This is a genomic window from Anabaena sp. FACHB-83, assembly GCF_014697485.1.
Lineage (GTDB): Bacteria > Cyanobacteriota > Cyanobacteriia > Cyanobacteriales > Nostocaceae > Nostoc_B.
The window spans coordinates 9,966-28,850 of sequence record NZ_JACJRY010000065.1 but is presented as its reverse complement, the minus strand read 5'-3'; the positions used below and the strand labels follow the sequence as shown (position 1 = coordinate 28,850).

Here is an 18,885-nt window from a genome sequence, read left to right as displayed (position 1 = left end):
ACATGAGCAAAGGCGCAAGCTAAGAATATCGAAAGCTGGGTGCAACGAAAGTGGCACGCCCAGATTGAACAGAGAGGTGCGGCGGATAATACCGCCCATCGACTCTACCAATTCCCGAAGGGGTTGACCTTGGCTATATCCTTGGTTATCAAATCTTGAATTACAGTCTGACTAAAAGTTAATTCTGATAATCTAGCTCTGCCGCCTCTATTTTTTAGGAATTGCAGACAGGCATTGGAATTATCAGCAGACTTAAGAGTGCTGGTTTTGGTTTTCATATTCTTGATGGTTGAAATTGTTTGAAGTAGAAATTCAGGAGTTATTAATCTCATAACTAAATTCCTGAACTCTTGGGATTTGTTCTAGCTGTAAACTTGCAACGATGGGGCTTTCCGTTTCAAATTCCCCTGTCCATCATCACCATTAGTTGTGATTGTTGGACTTTTGCATTCAGAAGAATTGCAAGTGAAATCCCAATGATTAATCTGCAATTTTCCTCGATGCTCTACCAGCACAATCTTGTTTTTGTACTTGGGGTCTTTGCTGCTAATAGTGAAGGCATCACCCAAAGCATAGAAACCAGTCGAAACATAATGGCGTTTATCGACACCCATTAAGGCATTCCAGGCAAGTTGTTTTTCTTGTTGCTTGTTCATTGAGTTCACTTGAAGTTATCATTGCAGTCTTTGCGAAGCGATACTGCTTATGCCAAAATTGCCATTGTAGTTGAATCGATTTCCCGAAGAGATCGCTTATTGAACTAATAAGCGATTGCTTTGGGTTTAGTAGAAGTAAGAGACTGCTACCAAAGCATAATTTTTGGCAATCAAAAAGCGGTCTGCTGTTAACAAACCGCCTTGGAACTTGATAAGTTGTATCGAAAACTGGAAATTTCTTCTACCGTGTAAATCTTGCTAATAGTTCTTCACGGGTCAATTGCAAACACAAAGGAGTAAATTCTTCTGGAGATAACTGTAGTAAACTATTAACAACTGTTGCTAGTTCAGCATCCACTTCCCCAAACCGAAATCTCAATAAGTTTTCTATAACTTGGCGTTGTCCCAGTTGTACTCCTTGCTCCACGCCTTCTTGTACAGCAGCAGCCCTGGCTTCTTCGTAAGCTTGGGTTAAGTTCATAATTAGCTCCTCGTCATCTTGGGTTAACTCTGGTTGTGCCATTAAACTGATACGCCATCTGTAAATTATCGGCGTGATGCGTAAAACCCCCGTCATTCATACGGGGGATATAAGCGAAGACGCGGGTTTTAACCCGCAGTCTCTACACAATCTTAATATTACTAAGTAGTAAATAATGTGATAATTACTAATATTAAGGAGGTGATTTTATTGTACGGTTGTCAACAAATTTTAATTCATGCAGATAAAGAGTTAAAAGCGATTTTAGATTTCACTTGTTCAGAATCGAATAAACTTTCCAACTGTGCTATCTACTACGCTCGTCAAATCTGGTTTAAAGCTAAACGCTATATTAATAAGTTTGAGCTAAACAACGAACTGAAATCAAACCGCCATTTTCAAGTTTTGTACTCTCAAGCAGCGCAACAAGTATGCGGTTCGGTATATGAGTCTTTTGCCTCATTTAAACAGCTTAATGTTTTGTATAGGCGTGGTGAATTGGCGGATAAGCCAAAACCACCAAAGTACAGAAAGAATGGTTGCAACCTAGTTAGTTATCCAAAGCAAGCACTAAGGCTAAAGGATGGACAGATTAGAATACCTCTTGGCTCTCAAGTAAAAGCTTGGTTTAAGCTAGATTCTTTTTTTCTACCGATGCCGTCAAATTTAAGATTTGAAGATATCAAAGAGTTAAGAATCCTGCCTAGAAATCGGTGTTTTTATGCGGAGTTTGTCTATAAAACCAGTGCCGTAAAATCGGATGTAGATAAAAGCAATGTGCTGGGTATTGACCACGGACTAAATAACTGGTTAACCTGCGTTTCTAACGTGGGTACAAGTTTCATTGTCGATGGCAAGCATATCAAAAGCTTGAATCGTTGGTACAACAAACAAGTCGCAACTATCAAAGACAATAAACCTCAAGGGTTCTGGTCTAATAAACTTGCTGCCATCAGCGAGAAACGCAACCGCCAAATTAGAGATGCAATCAATAAAGTTGCGCGAATTGTAGTTAACCACTGTCTAGATAATCGCATCGGTCGAATTGTATTTGGATGGGGTCAAGGTCTTAAGCAAGAAATTAATTTGGGTAAAAAACGCAATCAACAGTTTGTCCAAATCCCAACCGCTAGACTCAAAGAGCGAATTAAACAACTATGCCAACAGTACGACATTGAGTTTGTAGAGACAGAAGAAGCTAACACCTCAGCAGCATCTTATGTTGATGGTGATACACTCCCAAAACACGGTGAAAAACCCGAAGGGTGGAAATCTTCTGGTCGCAGAGTAAAACGTGGACTGTTTAGAACGGCAATGAATTGGTACATCAATGCAGATTGCAATGGTGCAGCTAATATCATCCGCAAAGTAAGCACAACACTTGGACTTGATTTAGGTGGAGTGTCTAGGGGTGCTTTGACTCACCCCACCCGGATCTATGTCTGGGTGACAGCTAAAAAGAAACGGAGCAATGTGTCCTTAGACCACTGCAAAGTATCAGTTTAGAATCCCCGTGATTTATCGCGGGGAGCAGTCAACTCCAGCACATTGCGACGCAAGCGGTTTTCTGTTGGCAGTGCCACCAATTCACTGACGGCTTGCTGTTGAACTTTTCCCCGACCCAACAGCCGAAACCAAAGTGTGTCTGGAGCTAAGGGAAGTTTGTTAATCGCAACTATTGCTCCTCGCTCCCCTTCGGGCAGAAAATACACCCCATCAGGCCAATTGTCTAAATCTAGTTTAGCCCCAAAACCCTTGAGGAGAGTTTCTGAGGCACTTGGTGACAGAATCCATAGCCTGGCTAAATCATTCTCTGCTATTGTTATGTCTTCCCGATTAGCTTGACGTTGGGAATCGGCAATCACGGTAAACAATTTTTGGAGACAACTACGTACTTCGGAAAAACTTGGCTGATTGCGAAATGGTTCTAACAGTGCCGTATTTAACAATGCAATCCTGCCTAATAACCCTAAAGTTTCTGCCTCAACAGTAGAATTTGGTGTTGCAGAAAATAGAACATCAACAAACCTTGTTTCATCAGTAACTTCTTGATTAGTGCTTACTTCCCCCAAAGGGGACAATAATTCTTTGAGAAACTGCTTGGCAAACTGATCGTGTGGCTTGGTGGTCATATCAAAAATTAGAAATTAGCGATGAAGTCGGTTGATACTTAGTTAAATGTTTTTAGCTAATGAGATTTTTAAGTAAAAACAACTAGTATCACAGTTTGAAGATGATTGACAAGCGATTTATCTTGATGACTTATTCTGTAATTTAACTAGCTTGTTCAATTAAATCGAAAAAAAACATTTCAGTGATTTAACTGATTTTGTCCTTCAGCATCAAAGGTACAACTTATAGAGTACTAAAGTGTGACTTTTCTTTAATTCAAAATGCAAAATGCAAAATTCAAAATGAAGAACAAAATCATTTTGAATTAATTGTAAGTTTCAAACACCACTGAATTTTAAATTTCGTATTCTTAATTTAGTAGGGAATTGAACACTCAACTCATTGTCTTTAATTTTGAATTTTGAATTTTGAATTTTGAATTGGAGCAAAGCGACTTGACAAGTGGGTAGTTTTTCTCCCCACTTTTTTATCCTCCTACACCTTAAGTTATGAAACTTACATTGCTAAAAACTCCATACATATTCATCGCTATTCTGATGATGGCTAATTATGTATTATTCTCTATGTTACTTAACTATTTTGATGGGATAAGTTTTTGATTTGTTAGTTGATTTTATATCAACTAAATAGTTTTCTGGAATTATAATTTGCTGAAGGTTGGGCGATTGCTGTTTCTCTATTAATAGCGATCGCTTTTTAGTCTTAGCAGTAAAAAGCATTTTACTGTTTCTAAAAAGCTGCTGATCATTAAGCAGTCTCTACCATTTTTTGTTTTGATTCTGTAACCCATGCTGATCGCTGGAAATAATCGTGTAAACTAATGTGTACTGTTCCAGTAATTGAAGTTGTGTTTATGACATTCTTTGAACTTCAAACAGGCGACTACTTCCGCATCTCAGGCATAACCACCCCTTACGTCTACCGAAAAACCAGCGAGAACTCCTGCACATTAAATGATACTTTGCAGCCGATTCGTTCTCATACGATGGTGAAAAAGCTCACTGGAACTGAACTTATTGAATTTTTAGGACAACAGCAACCGGATTCTCAACCAAAACGTAAACCCACTATTCGGTTAAAATCTCGTCCTGTTCCTAGCCGAGAAAAGGTGGGCAGCACAAAATATGGCATCATCAATTAGTCAGTAATTTAATTTTCTGGGCAAGCACTTTCCGTGTGCCTGCCCTTTTCACACAAGAACATTCGTTACTGGGATTAACCCAACACCCCCACATCTATCAACTAAAGCCCCACACAAATCAGCCGACTTCACCCCAACCACCCCCGCCTGAATCTCCCTAGCCAATCCATTGATGAGCGATTGATAGTCGGGGTGATACTCGTTAATTTCTAGTTCTACTAAGTTTGGGGTTTGTGATGTGATTGTTGCCCACGGGGGAAGATTTGGCGATACATCTTTTAAGTAGAATTTCAAATTTGCACCTCCGGGTTAGCTTTGACAACTGTTTTGACCAAAAAACATTAATCTATCTAAAGGCAGAGGTCAGATTTATAACTCTCTCTTATCCTTCAACTAATAGAAATATTCATTGGGAACAGCTAACAAGTATTAGGTGTTCTTTTTTATTGTCTAGGTGAAAAACCCTGGAAAAATCGGATTAGCAGCAGCATTAGGAAAGAAGCAGAAAACACTAGACACAGCACATTACCATCAAGTAAGCTGCTAGTACATCCATCTAGATGAACTGCTAAAGCTCCTTAGCCATTCACACTCTTTGGTAGTAGTTAACCCAACTCAGATTTATTAACGAGTAGGCAATCATCCCTGTTTACGAGTGCTAAAGTCTGCCATTTACTAAATCGGAGCCTTCCCTAAGCCACAGCCCCCACACGCTCCGCGTTTACCTTTCTGATGACACCAGCAGCTTGCATGAACTCGTCTAAAGCAATCACCGCAGTCAATGGCTCCTGATGCTGAATGTTGTCTACAGCGTTTGACCAGTGAGTTAAATGCTTGAACACCAAACCCAGCATTGAATCGCCTTTGTAAGCTCGATAAACTTTTGGACGTTCACCTCTGCAATAGACCAGCTTGTAGCAAGGGATTTCCAATATCTCTGCACTTGGGTCTGTCGGGGGCAGGAGAATTTTATGCTCAGATTCTTCGGGCAAGCTGTCCGAATCATGTATCGTTGATAGAGTCATGATAAACAAATGTCTTGATGTCAGTATTTGGGCGATCGCATAGAGAACCTGCAATCGCCTTTTTCCGAACTACGCCGCCAAATCCTGCACTGGCTCGTATTCTTGCAGCATCCGCCATTCATCTGTTAACAGTTCATCAAAGTGCTTATCCAATAAATCCAAAGAACTGCTCTTGACTGCCGGTTGATGGGCTAGAGTTTGCACAAAGCAGGGAATACCGTCTCTGTAGACTATTTCAACTAGCCGAATGTCGTTGTAGTAAATGCCATCATCTAGCAGTTCGTAGCCCAAGTTCTCACAAGCTTCGGCTACTCGTACCATCATCTCATTTCCCGTTGTAGCAGCTGGGGTTTCTTGTTGTTGTACTGGCAAAGTGCCTTTTTTGTAGTGCCAGCAAATATCGTCAAAAGACTTCTGCCACCAAGCACGACGGAATACTTCTTGGTTGTTCACCTCGACTACCCAAGGTTGCGTTAGATCATTGTGATCATAAATAATTCGGGCGATGAGCTTTTGTCCGCAGTAGATTTCGTGTTCGTAGAAGTCAATTTCTACTGAGGTCAGTTGCTCTGTTGTTGTTGCTTGTGGCATGATAGTAATTCCTTTGATGGATAGAAAGGCGATCGCAGACTTTCCAAGGTGCGGCGATCGCCTTTTGATTTACAAACGATTTCGCTGTGGGGAGCCACAGTAAATTTCATTGGTTACAAGCGAAGCGTTAAATATGAATTGTTTTGACTCGACCAAGCCGATAATCTCGCTCAACCGAGGCACTTGCAGAAGCTTTCCAGTAAGCCTCTAGAGAATTAGAGGTTTTGGCTTGGGCAACTACTATGCGGTCTTGAAGATTTCTAATTTCCTCAATGAGTGTGCGCCTTTCAGCCCACAGTTCGCATCGCTCTATCTCTTCTGGGGTTAGCTCTAATTGGGCTAATTCTGCATCATCAATATCAATAAAATCGAAGTCCATTGCTGTTAACCTCTTGCTGATTTTTTTTTGCAGAACGTCTACACACTCATCGAAAATCAGCGAAGCGTTGTAAAAACCGAGAAGTGCGATCGCTCATCACAAGGACGGCAACCGCACTTCGTTTCTCTCGGAACTTTGGCGAAGCTTTACACATTACTCCGCGTCAGTAACCGGAGCTTGCAACAGCAGCATATCTTTTGATCTGGCGCAGTCTCGCTTTCTGGCGTTGAAAGCGTATGCAGTGCTGAATCGCAATCTTTTATTCACCAATGATTTACATCGGTGCAATCAACTTTCCCTCCTGTATCTCTCACTTTCTCTGGGTTTACCAGTGCTTCAGCTACCCTTCCAGGCGTTCGCTTGATTGTCTATTTCATGGTTCTGAATGTTTAGCACCGCTTTATTTATCTAAGAGGCTGGTACTTGCTTCCTCTTATACTTGCTATTATCACTAACTTAGTTAGTGATTGTCAAGCGATTGGAGGCATATTTTTAGGATTTTTCACTAACTGAACTTGTAAAAAATCTTCTACTGTTATATCGAGAGCCTTACATATTCCTTCTAACTTTTCCCAAGAAACACTGGGTTTAAGTCCCTTACGTTCTTCAATGGTGTATTCCCCACGCTCTAAATGCTGTATGGACTGATAAGAACACCCTGCGCGTTTAGCCAAGGAAGCCATCGACTCTTCGCCACGAAGTATTTTTAATCGCTCTCCCATCTCTTTTGTCCACCAGACACTAGCGATTAGAGTTTTTGACATAATTAATAGTTCTTCTTCTGGGTAATCTTTTTCATTATCCCTACTTGACTTATTAGCCATCATACAATAACTTAGTTAGTGATAGTAAGTAATACCTTTCACTAACTTAGTTTGAAGCACAGCAAAAGTAAAAGTAATCGCCTGCCTACAATGCGATTATTTCAGCCTAGCTAATAAAGACACATCATCATGTGTCATTCAAGCGACGACGACTGCTCCCAACTCTGGGTATTTCATAGGAACAATTCAAGCTCATGCAATTTGAGCGTTGATGAAACGTAATACTAACTAATGAATTTGAAAGGCGATCGCTTACTCTAAAAGTTAGCGATCGCTCAATAGCACTCGTAATAAGCAGTTTTACTAATTTAGCAGCCTTTACACAACTTGAAAAATCTGTCACGGCATTGCAACTATGCCGCGATAGTTCCATGCGTTAAAAATTCGAGGAAGTATGGACGAGATTACTTACAGTGAAAGCCACCCCAGCCCTTTTGACCAAATTAAACATACTGATAGCGATGGTTCTGAGTATTGGCTGGCCCGTGAACTAATGCCCATCTTGGGATATCAGCAGTGGCGACAATTTGAAGATGCAGTGACCAGAGCGATCGCGGCTTGCGAAAACATCGGTCAAGATAGCAAAAAACACTTTTTGCGTCTGCCCGCAAAAAGTACCGGAGGCAGACCCAGAGACGATTTCAGGCTTAGTCGTTATGGCTGCTATTTAACAGCCATGAATGGTGACTCCCGTAAGCCAGAAATCGCAGCAGCACAAAATTACTTTGCAATAAAAACCCGTGAAGCAGAGTTAGCCCCACAAAACTCAGAACTACTCGCCCAACTCTGGGAAAAACTCGAACAGCAAAATAAGGTAATCCAAGAACAAGGCAAGGCGATCGCCCAACTCCAGTCCCAAATCCAGAACCTACTGCCCCCATCAGCCGACTTCATGCCCCCCGGCTGGGATGCCGAAGTTTGGCGATCGCTCCCTTCGCAGGACAAACGACACTTCCGCTTTCTGTACCGCCGCCGCAACTTCCGACCATCCCAGGAGAATCAACCGTTAGCCCTGCCTGCGTCCACCGTTGAGCAGGTGAAGGAACTGCAACGGGCTGAGGTGGAACAGTTAATTGGTGAAGTGTCGCCCGAAGAGAAACAGCAGTTTCAGGCAGCGAAACTCCAAAAGCTCAGAGAGTTTTGGTCGCAAGCGTCAGAAGAAGAACAAAAAGAGATGCCGTTTTAGACGATACAGGAGATAAGCAGATGAGTAGCGTTAATCCTGCTGAGAGATTTTCAGTCTTAGTTATATTGCGGCGAGAATACCTCGACATCACAAGCAACTTCTGTGCTGCTAAGTTGATTGAGTATTTTCGGCATTGGACAAACTGGAAGGTCAAGAATCACCGCACATCTTGGGTTTATCAGCCACTCAAGAAAATCTATCGTGACCTGATGGGTGAGCATAGTCTTCATGTAATCAGGAGGGCGATCGCTCTGCTTGAAGAAATGGGCATTATCGAGAAGCAGAAAAATCCTGGTAATGGGCAAGATAAAACTTGGCAGTATAAATTGAACTTTGATGTACTGAATAACCTGCTTGAACCTCGCAGGTGCAAAACTGAACGTTCGAGATTCACTGTAGAACAACACCACAGATCCCATCCAGAAACTTCTAAGCCACAACAACACGTTGCTGCTGGGGAAGAAAAAAGTGAAGGGGAAGAAACCGAGGTATTGGAGTACGACCAAGAAGGGGAGCAAATCGAGATTGTTGATTACACCCCAGAACCAGAACAACCCAAAATTGTTAACTACGACCAAGAACCAATTCGCCAAACCACAGAACCAGAGCAACCCCAAATCACTCGCTCCGTTGATGAACAAGAAATGGATAACTCAACTAACGAGGAAGACCATCATGAGGACGAACTTTCCGGGGCGGCGGCTAAAGCTGATTTAACTGTGTCCAAGCAAGAAATTGCGGAGGTTTGTAATGAGTTGAAGCGGTTGCGGATCAATCCTCAGCCTTGTTTGGGGGTGATCAAGAAGCATTGGGTGAATGTTCAGGGTGCGATTGCTAGGGTCAAGGATGCGATCGCTGAAGGGTGGTGCGATAACCCAACTGGTCTGTTTATCAATTCCTGCAAGAGTGGCGCAAAGGGCAAGAATACTGTTGCCGCAGATGTGAGCGCATGGTTTGAGTGGGCGCGGCGGCAGCGGATTGTGCTGGCGATGTCTGGTAATGTGGTTTATACACCGGATGGGGAGGCTGTTGAATTGCGGGAGATGATGCGAAGGTTTCCGGGTGGGGAGTAAAGAGATTTGCATGATGAAATTACTAGTAACTTTGTGACAAGGTAGGGGAATACTAAAACCAAGTGTCAAAAATTCTTATTTCCATTAGCAGAACATGCAGATCAACCCTGGTGACTTTCTACCACAGAGGCGACCACTACCAGTAATTGTGCTGGCTGATGTCAGTACCAGTATGGAAGGCGAAAAAATTAATACTTTGAATGCTGCATTGACAGAAATGCACCAAAAGTTCCAGACTGTGCATGATACCCGTTCTAAGATTCATACTGCCATAATTACATTTGCCAGCAATGCCCAACAAATTCTCAGCTTAACTCCTGTAGAGAACGTTAAAATGCCTACTTTGACTGCTGCTGGCACAACTTCAATGGGAGCCGCTTTCAATGTCGCTTTACAACTTTTGCAGGATGAGCAACAATTGCCAAAACGCTCTTATCTTCCTACTCTTGTTTTAGTTAGCGATGGTCAACCAAATGACGATTGGGAAGAACCATTACAAAAGCTTTTAGATTCCGATAGAGGTAAACGTGCAGTGCGTTTAGCCTTGGGTATCGGTGATGATTGTGACTTTGATGTCCTCAAGCGTTTCGTAAATCATCCAGAAATTCCAGTAGTACGTGCAGCAGAGGTTAGCAAGCTGATGGACTTTTTCCAGTTTGTCAGTATGTCAGTTATGGCACGTTCGGTAGCTCAAAACCCAAACTCCACCAACAATTTACCACTACATTTGTTGGATAACGATGATTTGTCGTTTGATTAAACCGAAAGGATCAAAGTGCCTAAATTTTCTTTTCCAAAACCAGGTGCTGTTGTTCGAGATATAGAAGGACGACGCTATAGATTAGTTGCACAACTAAATCAAGGAATGCAAGGAGCAATATATACTACTGAGGATGAAAATATCCTCGTGAAAGTCCGCAAACCGCCTGATTCTAGTTCAGCAGATTTTTATAAACATCTGCGTATTTTGATCCGCCGCAATTTAGAGGTTGATGCCTTGGTATTGCCTCGTGCTGTTTTGGATGAGCCTTACTTCGGTTATGTGATGGAGCGGGTTCATGACAGTATTTCATTAGCGGAATTAGTGTACCCAAAAATACTTACTACTAATTGGCACGTTGCTACAGGAGGATTGCGTCGTCGCTTGAAGATTGCTGCCCAATTAGCCAGAAGCATACAGCAAATTCATCGCAATGGCCTTTGTTACGTGGATTTATCTTGGCAAAACGTCCTAGTATCATCAGACCTCAAACAAACTCTTATTAGACTTATCGATGCGGATAACTTGATTGTTCCGGGTACATCGTTTGCGGAAGTTATGGGCAGCCCTGGGTTTATTGCCCCAGAAATTTTGAAAGAGTCTCGTTTTCCCGATCATGCTTGCGATCGCTGGTCTTTAGCAGTAGCAATTTTTCATCTGTTAGTGCTGAATCATCCCTTTATTGGAGATGAAGTCCTTGAAGGTGAGCCGGAATTAGAGGAAATAGCTTACCGGGGGGAACTGCCTTTTATCGATTCCAGAGACAACAACCAAAATCGCTCATCTGCGGGTTTACCACTAGGGCGCGTATTAACGAGGAAAATCAGAGACTTAAGCCGACGAGCTTTTGAAAACGGTGTAGCAGAACCTTGGGCGCGACCATTACCAGAGGAATGGCTAATTGCTTTGTTGGAAGCCGCGGATCAAACCGCACTTTGCCCCAAATGTGGTGCTACTACCTATTTACCAGAAATGCGAGGTACGCCTTTCGTTTGTGACTGGTGCGGACAAACAAGCACTCGCCCAATTGAACTTGGTTTCTTTAATGTAGATCCAGCTATTGATAACTTAGACGAAGACGAGCGTAAGGAATTGATCAGAAATAAAAAAGCTCATCGGCTAGTTTTAGATAAAGAACAGAGGATAATTCCTAACCGCTTGGTGAATGGCGACCCAGAAACAACTGGCGATGCTGGACAATTTGGGGCAAAACGGAATAATAATAATGAGTCAATTTTTGGTATCAAAAATTTGAGTCAAAATACTTGGGCAACTAAAGATGCCGCCGGAAACAAACATCCCTGCCCTCCTGGTGATTATGTATGGCTATTCAATCAAACGGTAATTCTCTTTCCATCTGGTATTAGAGCAAAGGTGCGTAATCCTTACCCACACATGGGAGGTCAAGGATGAAATTATTTAATTTAAAATTTGGCAAAGAGGTAAGCGGACGTTTTTTGCTGTCAAGAGGTGAGGCACAGTCAGATTGGGAAGATGAAATAGTTGAATTACAACGAATTGATGAAAGTATTCTTGGCTTTGAAGCTCCCAACAGTAATGATTCTGATTTGGTAATCGAAGTTGAACCAAACTCTGCTAATGCCAAGGTATTAATGTGGGAATTGCAATCAGGGCAGGTTAGTGTACTTGGTTGCATTATGAAAGCAGCAGCCCAGGAAGTTGAAATTAAAGGACAAGCTTTTACACTCCCAGAGGCTGAAATTCCCGTACAGTTGCAAGTGGCACTGACTGACGAATTTATCGAAACAGTTGTGATGCGCCAGTGGTCTAAAGTAAAGACGTTTAAAGATGCGAAACGCTGTTTAGAACGGGAGTTTTTGCTTGATAAATTTGGCTATTGGTTTGTTAATTCCGGTGCTAGCGATCCAGATTTGGAACGGGGATTTACTGTAGTTGGGGCTGATCTCGCTCTCGATTTGGCTTTGAGTGAGGATAAGCAACAACTGGTAGCAAAACGAATTGTTAAACATCGCGGGCAAAATCTTGATCGCCGACCTATCTATTTAATGCGCCAATCGTTAGATTTCTGCGACAAAACCGCCGCCAGCACTATGCGTTCGGCTGCAATTGCAGCCCTTGACAAAGCTGTTAGGGAAAATAATAGTTGGATTGCCAGTTGGAAGCATTACAACTCAGAAGAAGGAAGAATTTTAGAAGAGCGTTTTGGATCTTTGCCACCTTTACGCTATCAAGGCAGACCAAAACTAAAATCTGATGACAGTAGTAAAACTTTACTAATTTTTAACTTAGAACCATCAGCCAACCTTAAGCCTTGGTTTGAGCATATTTCTGGTGATGGACTGCCAGTAATCATACAAAGCAATGGTACTAAACCAGAAGGATTAGCAATAGATTGCGACCAGAAAAATAAGCGTCTCACAGTTGTTTGGGAAAGCGATAACGAGCCACCCACTAATGGAATAATTTCTCCCTCTATGGCTTTGGAGGAGTCTAAACTCAAAAAACGTGATAATGCGCTCAAGACCTTGGAATCTGCACGCGCTGGCTTGCCTTATCTAGGCTTGATTTTTGAGGGTAAAACCTTTGAGAGGGCAATTCCTCGCCAAAAAAAGATAATTACAAAACCAGCACGCAAGATGTTTGGCGAAACCGGGCCAACGCCAGATCAGGAAAAGGCGTTACGCATTGCACTGTCTACACCAGATATTGCTGTCATTCAGGGGCCGCCAGGAACAGGGAAGACAAGGGTGATTCAGGCATTACTGACCATGCTTAATGAAGGGCGTAATACTAATGATGGGTTGGAAACAGTTTTGGTCACAAGTTTGCAGCATGAGGCAGTGGATAATGCGATCGCAGGCATGAGCCTTTCAGGACTTCCTGTTGATCGACTTGGAGGCAAAAAAGGTGAAGATCGGGGATCTGAGGTAATTCAGGCGTGGGGCGATCAAGTTATTAAGGTTGTGCGAGCGCACTTAAAGAACGAACATAAAGCAACTCGCACCCTCATCGACCAACTCAAAGGTAGCCTCTCCCATTGGCGCACTTCAGCAGGAGGAAGGGAAGGAACCCGTGAAATTATTTTAGCTTTTCGCAATGCGGCAGAACAGTTTTTATCGGCCCAGCGAATAGCCGAATTAGACCGTCTCGCGGCTACTGTTCCAACAGTGCAGACTCAGCCCAAGCCAGTGATTGAAGATGCAGAAGATAGAGAGGAACTAGAACGCAGATTAAATCAGCAGTGTACAGCAGAAGAAAATTTTAAAGATGATGGGAATCGACAGGCTCGGAGATTGAGACGCTTTTTGGAGCCTTATCTTGATAATCTTTCACCCGATATTATTGAAGCTGTGGAAGTTGCTGCTGCTTGGACAGAAGAAAATGCAGCTTATCGGGAACCCTGGCTATCCTTGCAAAACGCTTGTATTGGCATTCGCCAACAACTACTGGAGATTCCCTTTGCCGCCCCGATTACCGAACAAGATGTGTCTGATCGAGAAATTGAGCAATGCCTGCTAGCTGCGATCGAGGAAGTTGAAGTAGCCCGCGACCAAAGTGTAGAAGGACAGCAGGAAGCACTGGAGTTATTTGTTCGCTATTTAGAAGAAGATCCAGCCCATGTCAGAGAAGTGATTGGAAAATATTCACCAATTCAAGCTACCAGTTGCGGGCAAGCAGACTCAAAGTATTTGGGAATGGCTAACCGGACTTTTAACTTAGTTGTGGTGGATGAAGCCGCCAGGGCAAATCCCCTTGATTTATTAATACCAATGGTGAAGGGACGGCGGATTATTCTCGTTGGCGACCACAAACAACTTCCTCACGTTTTAGAAAGGGAAATTGAGCAGAGTTTGGCTAAAGAGGGGGATGAAAAGCTAAAGGATATATATGGTAAAAGTTTATTTGAAAGACTTTGGGAATCACTGCCCAAACAAACCGCTATCGATGGTATTGAGCGGACTGCCCAGCTAACGGATCAGTTCCGAATGCACCCGACGATTGGGCAGTTTGTCAGCGATCGCTTTTATTCTGAAAGCCCCCTTAATTCTAGTTTTGTCAAGCCAGAATCACGACCGAATTATACAAGTCAGTATAATCTAAAACCCATTGCTTGGTTAGATGTGCCTAAAAATATTGGGGGTGAAACTCGTGCTGGCAATCGTAGCTGGCAGCGTGCTGCGGAAGTTGACCGGATTATGTGCGAACTGCGTCGTGTACTTCCCTCCATAGCGGAAAAATACCCTAATTTCGACCCAAGTAAACCAACGGGAATGGTTGGGGTGATTGCATTTTACTCAGCCCAGGAAGAAGCTATCAAAGAAGCGATCGCAGACCTTCGCCACGGCTTGCCAGAACATTTACAGCGCCGGGTGCGGGTGGGAACGGTCGATGCTTTCCAAGGACGGGAATATGATGTAGTTTACCTTTCTACCGTTCGCAGTAATCAGGAGGAATCTATTGAAAAGCGTCTTGGTTTCACAGCACTCCCAAATCGGCTATGTGTTGCATTTAGCCGCGCCCGTTGCGTACTAATTGGAGTAGGAGACTCTGCTTGTGTTGCGTCTTTGCGTCCTGATGGCACACCTTACTCTAGCAGCTTAAAAGCTTTTGTTGATTTGTGTCGAAGTGAGCAGGGCTATGCAGATGTCTGATTTTGATGATGAATTGCTGTTTGATGATGAACCTTTACCTGACGAACTGATACTGTCACCAAGCAATCAAGTATCAGATGCAAAACCTATAAATATTCTTTTGTTTGCCCAACAGCAGGCGCTCACTGACCAACAGCAAAACATATTATGGCCTGTTTATGGTTGGAGAATCGCTGCGCCACAAGTATCAGAGCGCAAATTAGACTTTTTGCAGCTAACTTCACTACGGCTAGCCCATGCTGGGGTAACGCGCCACCAGGATCAAGCACAAATGTTGGGACAGCACAAAGATTTTCTGTTTAACGTCATGTTACAGCTAGAAAATCAGGGCTATATTGACAGAAAAGCTCGCTTGACTGATAAAGGAGAGAAAATTCTTCAGCAAGATGGAAAAGAGGATGAAGAGAAAACAGAATATGGCTGGATTTTTCAGGACGCAACAGCCGGTGAACTTCTAAGTTGGTTTTACACTAAAAGCCTACGCTATGCTGACTCTAGTCGTTCAGATGTCTCCCAAGCTTTTCAACTTCCGTGGATACGGCAAACACTACCTACACCCAACGCTGCTGATGTAACATCGGCAATCAAAACTCAACGTCGCCTGTTAAAGCTAATTCAGGCTGATAATGCTGTTTCTGATGCCTATGGTTTTACTGAAATCAGCAAAGCAGATATTTTGACGCAAAGCAATAACGCAAAGGTAGAGCAAACAGAAAATTTTGGTGTGCGTCTGTTAAGTAAACGACCGCAACAGTTTTATTTGCTAGTTTCCTGCATTATTGAGGGAACATCCGATGGTCAATTTTCTCTACGCTGTCCTTTTGGCCTTCCAGATGGTTTTCGTTGGGTACGCCTATTGAACTTTGCCTCATCCCAGTGTGAAGAAGGTAAGAAAATTGTAGAGCATTTGCAGTCCAAGAGTCGTGAAGCTTGGAAACGCAAGCAACCCAGAGAAATTGAGCCGATCGGTTTAGCAAGGGAAGCCTACGACAAAATAATATTTGAAGTCGGCTCTGTGCCTGATAAAATTTGGCAGCAAGTTTGGCAAGAATTGGAACGCTTAGAACAATCGCGTATCCTTCTAGAACGTGGTTTCGATGAGACGGACACAAGTATTACGCGATCGCAAAGGGTTTTAGAGCAGTTAATGTTTACTTTACTGCAACTAGATACAATTCCTACAAATATTTGGGAACCATATAAAAGTAGGGATACATTGCAACAATGTTTAAAAGATACAGTTGTTGCCTGCGGTGGAAGCGAAATACCAGAGCGGATTTTATTTACAAAGTTAGGAGCAATCCGTAATGTTCTTGATGGTGGTAAAGACTCTTTACGACCCTATGTTGGGACATTTTTACTATCAGCAAGTCGGCGTAACAGCTTACATCGTAGTATTTTAGAATATTTACTTAAAAAACATTTAGATTTTTTAGCAGACATAGAAAAAATTGCCCATATCCGCAACACAATTGGCGCTCATGCTGGTGTAAGTCATAAGGAACCAAGCATTGTCGTTGAGGATTTAGTAACAAAAACATATCAAATTGTCCGGTTAGTTATTCAAGCATGGCGATTAACAAATAGCCAATTCTCAAAGGAGGTATAAATGGGTAGAAAAACTAGAAATATAAATACAAATCAGAACCGTCAGCAACCAACTACTCCCCAAACTAATATTCAAAATCTTGCTGCTGTTGCAGTGACTCCTCAAAATGTGTCAACAGTTAACGCACAGTCCCAGGATATTCATAAGCTCCAAGATAAAATCAATGAACTAGAATTTCAGTTAGAGGAACAAAAAGAAATAACCGCAGCCAAAGAAGCGGAGATTGCTATAAGAGAACAGGAATTAGCCCAACAGAAAGTGCAAGCTATTAATGGCTTTAAAGATTTAGAAGCTAAGGCTCGTAAGGAATGGTTAACAGAAAAAGAACAGGAAATTATAGCAGAACGTCAACAAATTATAGAGGCAGCACAAAAGGAAGTTGATAAAAAATTGAGTGCCGCACAAACGGAAGCTGAAAAAATTATTAAGGAAGCTCAAAAATTAAAGATTGATGTTCAAAATCAAGCAGATAGAATTATTGAACAGGCAGAAACTCTAGCCAAAGAACATAGGCAAAGAGCAAGAGAGGAAACAATTAAGGAAATCCAGACGAAAGAAGAAGAATTGATAAATTTCCGTAAGATACTTGACGATAAAGAAAGGTATCTTGAGGAAGAAGATAACAAGCTGTCAAGACAAATTAAGCAAATTGAACGCCGAGAAGAAGACTTAGAAGATGAAAGTAATTGGTTAGCTTTGCAAAAGAAAAAACTACAACAGAAGGAACAAGAATTAAGCCAACGTGAAAATGCTTGTTCAGAAGAAGCAATTAATAGGTTGATAAAAGAAAAGGAATCTATTGAACACCAAATTCAATTAGTTCAAGAGCAAAATCATCGGTTGAGGGGAGAATTAGAGAGCAATAAAAATATGCTCTTAAATATATCAGGTTCACCAGCAAAAATTTTAGCAGATAACAAACTGCTAGAAAATAAGATTAGAGAATATGAAAAATTATTTGAGGAATATCCATCAGAAATAGAGTTATTAGAACTTCGCAGACGTGCTGAAGCTGCAATTGATTTTGAAGCTAAGTATCGTGATTTACAAGCGAGAATTGATGACTTAGAACGTATCCGTCGCCAGCATCATTCGGAAAGGATGGAGACAGAACAACTTCGCAAAGAGAGAGATACTCTAAAGTTACTAAATCAGTATTTGAGCGAACAAATAGAAGAACTTAAACGGATGCTTGGTCAATTGCAGACCAGTCAAGTACAAGCATTTGGTAATTTTGCTTCTATGGATAGAGAAAATGAAAATATTATTGACAAACCTGATGGTGTTGCTGTTAATAATCTAAATGAATTAGCTGCTAGAAGTCGTGCTTGGATGGGTAGTTTACCAAGCCGTCAAGAGTTAGAAATGGGAGAAGCTGAAACCTCACATTTCGCTCATTATTATGATAAACATACAATTCAGGCTTTTATTGCCTCAATGGCAGCTTCTAGACTAATTATTATTCAAGGTCAGAGTGGCACTGGTAAAACTAGTCTGCCAGAATATTTTGCTTATGCGATTGGTGGTAAATTTGCCCGAATTGAAGTTCAATCTAGTTGGCGAGATAAAGTTGATTTGCTTGGTTCTTATAACTCTTTCTTCCGCGTTTTTAATGAGTCTCAGTTTTCTAGGGCAATCTACGAAGCAGGCACAAATCGTTACCGCAATCATCCTTATTTCATAGTTTTGGATGAAATGAACCTGTCACGGGTGGAATACTATTTTGCTGATTTACTTTCAATTATGGAAGGTCGTCCAGAAGATAGAGAAATTGAACTACTAAACCACGACCCTACTGGAGGTCAGCTTCCCAAAGGAATTAGATTGAAAAACGGTGCAGTCCAGCTACCAATCCCTGATAATGTCTGGTTTGTTGGCACCGCAAATACGGACGAATCTACATATGAGATTACCCGTAAAGTTTACGATCGCGCTCAAGTTTTGCAAATAGATGAACCTTTTGAACCAGAAAGTTTTGATACCACACAACCAGCAAATCTAAAAATCTCAGATTTCCGCCAAGCTGTACAAAAGGCGATCGCCAATTTCAGCCAAAAAGACCAAGACGTTGTACAGAATTGTCTTGGAACTATTGGTTTGGCATTGCATGAGTACTTTCAAGTAGGGTACGGACAACGCCTGTTAGACCAACTTTCTATCTTCCTCCCCATATACACTGCGACGGGTGGGAAACTTGGGGAAGGTTTAGACCACTTTATCGCCAGAAAGCTGCTTTGGCAGGTACAAAACCGTACTGATCCAAATGTCCGTTCTGGTTTACAGGAAGTACGAGACATTATTGAGGTAAGTTTTACTGATAACCCGCGACTGGGAAGTGCTGCGATTTCCTTAAAACTTTTGGAACGTGAGATTAACAAATTCAAACGGTAGAT

Annotated in this window: 20 protein-coding genes; 10 read left to right on the top strand and 10 right to left on the bottom strand. The window is 42.1% G+C overall.

The features are described 5' to 3' along the window. Positions 1-104: 104 nt before the first annotated feature. The 3 genes from H6G79_RS33195 to H6G79_RS33185 form a co-directional block, all read right to left on the bottom strand. Positions 105-332: a hypothetical protein gene (locus tag H6G79_RS33195; protein ID WP_190594736.1), complete on the bottom strand. Its 228-nt coding sequence runs from the start codon at positions 330-332 to the stop codon at positions 105-107. A 30-nt stretch (positions 333-362) separates the two neighbouring features. Then, positions 363-656 carry a hypothetical protein gene (locus H6G79_RS33190; protein WP_190594737.1) on the bottom strand — a complete coding sequence of 98 codons (294 nt, stop codon included), beginning with the start codon at positions 654-656 and terminating at the stop codon, positions 363-365. 241 nt (positions 657-897) lie between these two features. Further along, positions 898-1,233, bottom strand: coding sequence for a hypothetical protein (locus H6G79_RS33185; RefSeq protein ID WP_242048704.1), 336 nt, complete (start codon positions 1,231-1,233; stop codon positions 898-900). Between the two features lie 105 nt (positions 1,234-1,338). On the opposite strand from H6G79_RS33185, the gene H6G79_RS33180 reads away from it, so the two are divergent. Beyond that, positions 1,339-2,643: a transposase gene (locus H6G79_RS33180; RefSeq protein WP_313934713.1), complete on the top strand. Its 1,305-nt coding sequence runs from the start codon at positions 1,339-1,341 to the stop codon at positions 2,641-2,643. Here the strand turns inward: H6G79_RS33180 and H6G79_RS33175 are convergent. After that, positions 2,640-3,269, bottom strand: a complete 630-nt coding sequence (locus tag H6G79_RS33175) for a hypothetical protein (RefSeq protein ID WP_242048703.1) — start codon at positions 3,267-3,269, stop codon at positions 2,640-2,642. The two genes, H6G79_RS33180 and H6G79_RS33175, sit on opposite strands and share 4 nt — an antisense overlap. 821 nt (positions 3,270-4,090) lie before the next feature. On the opposite strand from H6G79_RS33175, the gene H6G79_RS33170 reads away from it, so the two are divergent. Continuing rightward, positions 4,091-4,411, top strand: coding sequence for a hypothetical protein (locus H6G79_RS33170; protein ID WP_190594738.1), 321 nt, complete (start codon positions 4,091-4,093; stop codon positions 4,409-4,411). A gap of 48 nt (positions 4,412-4,459) precedes the next feature. On the opposite strand, the gene H6G79_RS33165 is transcribed toward H6G79_RS33170, so the two are convergent. The 5 genes from H6G79_RS33165 to H6G79_RS33145 all read right to left on the bottom strand — a co-directional run bounded on the left by H6G79_RS33165 (position 4,460) and on the right by H6G79_RS33145 (position 6,406). Then, positions 4,460-4,705, bottom strand: coding sequence for a hypothetical protein (locus tag H6G79_RS33165; RefSeq protein WP_190594739.1), 246 nt, complete (start codon positions 4,703-4,705; stop codon positions 4,460-4,462). Positions 4,706-5,103: 398 nt separating this feature from the next. Further along, positions 5,104-5,490, bottom strand: a complete 387-nt coding sequence (locus H6G79_RS33160; protein ID WP_190594740.1) for a hypothetical protein — start codon at positions 5,488-5,490, stop codon at positions 5,104-5,106. A gap of 15 nt (positions 5,491-5,505) precedes the next feature. Then, complete coding sequence (locus tag H6G79_RS33155) at positions 5,506-6,027, bottom strand: hypothetical protein (RefSeq protein WP_190594741.1); 522 nt, start codon at positions 6,025-6,027, stop codon at positions 5,506-5,508. Beyond that, positions 5,997-6,137, bottom strand: coding sequence for a hypothetical protein (locus H6G79_RS33150; protein WP_190594742.1), 141 nt, complete (start codon positions 6,135-6,137; stop codon positions 5,997-5,999). The genes H6G79_RS33155 and H6G79_RS33150 overlap by 31 nt, the downstream gene beginning before the upstream one ends. A gap of 17 nt (positions 6,138-6,154) precedes the next feature. Beyond that, the gene (locus H6G79_RS33145; RefSeq protein WP_190594743.1) at positions 6,155-6,406 is read right to left on the bottom strand and encodes a hypothetical protein; all 252 of its coding nucleotides are present in this window, start codon (positions 6,404-6,406) and stop codon (positions 6,155-6,157) included. A 27-nt stretch (positions 6,407-6,433) separates the two neighbouring features. On the opposite strand from H6G79_RS33145, the gene H6G79_RS33140 reads away from it, so the two are divergent. After that, on the top strand, positions 6,434-6,607 hold the full coding sequence (locus H6G79_RS33140; protein WP_190594744.1) for a hypothetical protein: 174 nt from the start codon (positions 6,434-6,436) through the stop codon (positions 6,605-6,607). Positions 6,608-6,876: 269 nt separating this feature from the next. On the opposite strand, the gene H6G79_RS33135 is transcribed toward H6G79_RS33140, so the two are convergent. Continuing rightward, positions 6,877-7,233, bottom strand: coding sequence for a helix-turn-helix transcriptional regulator (locus H6G79_RS33135; RefSeq protein WP_190594745.1), 357 nt, complete (start codon positions 7,231-7,233; stop codon positions 6,877-6,879). Positions 7,234-7,624: 391 nt separating this feature from the next. Here H6G79_RS33135 and H6G79_RS33130 point away from each other — a divergent pair, with 391 nt between their 5' ends. The 7 genes from H6G79_RS33130 (at position 7,625) to H6G79_RS33100 (ending at position 18,883) form a co-directional block, all read left to right on the top strand. Further along, positions 7,625-8,416 (top strand): BRO family protein, encoded by a 792-nt coding sequence (locus tag H6G79_RS33130; protein WP_190594746.1) that lies wholly within the window; start codon positions 7,625-7,627, stop codon positions 8,414-8,416. Positions 8,417-8,436: 20 nt separating this feature from the next. After that, the gene (locus H6G79_RS37105) at positions 8,437-9,489 is read left to right on the top strand and encodes an ArsR family transcriptional regulator (protein WP_242048702.1); all 1,053 of its coding nucleotides are present in this window, start codon (positions 8,437-8,439) and stop codon (positions 9,487-9,489) included. A gap of 94 nt (positions 9,490-9,583) precedes the next feature. Next, positions 9,584-10,249, top strand: coding sequence for a VWA domain-containing protein (locus H6G79_RS33120; protein ID WP_190594747.1), 666 nt, complete (start codon positions 9,584-9,586; stop codon positions 10,247-10,249). Positions 10,250-10,264: 15 nt separating this feature from the next. Continuing rightward, positions 10,265-11,662, top strand: coding sequence for a protein kinase domain-containing protein (locus tag H6G79_RS33115; protein WP_190594748.1), 1,398 nt, complete (start codon positions 10,265-10,267; stop codon positions 11,660-11,662). Continuing rightward, positions 11,659-14,883: a DEAD/DEAH box helicase gene (locus H6G79_RS33110; RefSeq protein ID WP_190594749.1), complete on the top strand. Its 3,225-nt coding sequence runs from the start codon at positions 11,659-11,661 to the stop codon at positions 14,881-14,883. Before H6G79_RS33115 ends, H6G79_RS33110 begins: the two co-directional genes overlap by 4 nt. Next, complete coding sequence (locus H6G79_RS33105) at positions 14,876-16,492, top strand: hypothetical protein (protein ID WP_190594750.1); 1,617 nt, start codon at positions 14,876-14,878, stop codon at positions 16,490-16,492. Before H6G79_RS33110 ends, H6G79_RS33105 begins: the two co-directional genes overlap by 8 nt. Then, positions 16,493-18,883: an AAA family ATPase gene (locus tag H6G79_RS33100; protein ID WP_190594751.1), complete on the top strand. Its 2,391-nt coding sequence runs from the start codon at positions 16,493-16,495 to the stop codon at positions 18,881-18,883. It begins immediately after the preceding gene. Positions 18,884-18,885 lie beyond the last annotated feature (2 nt).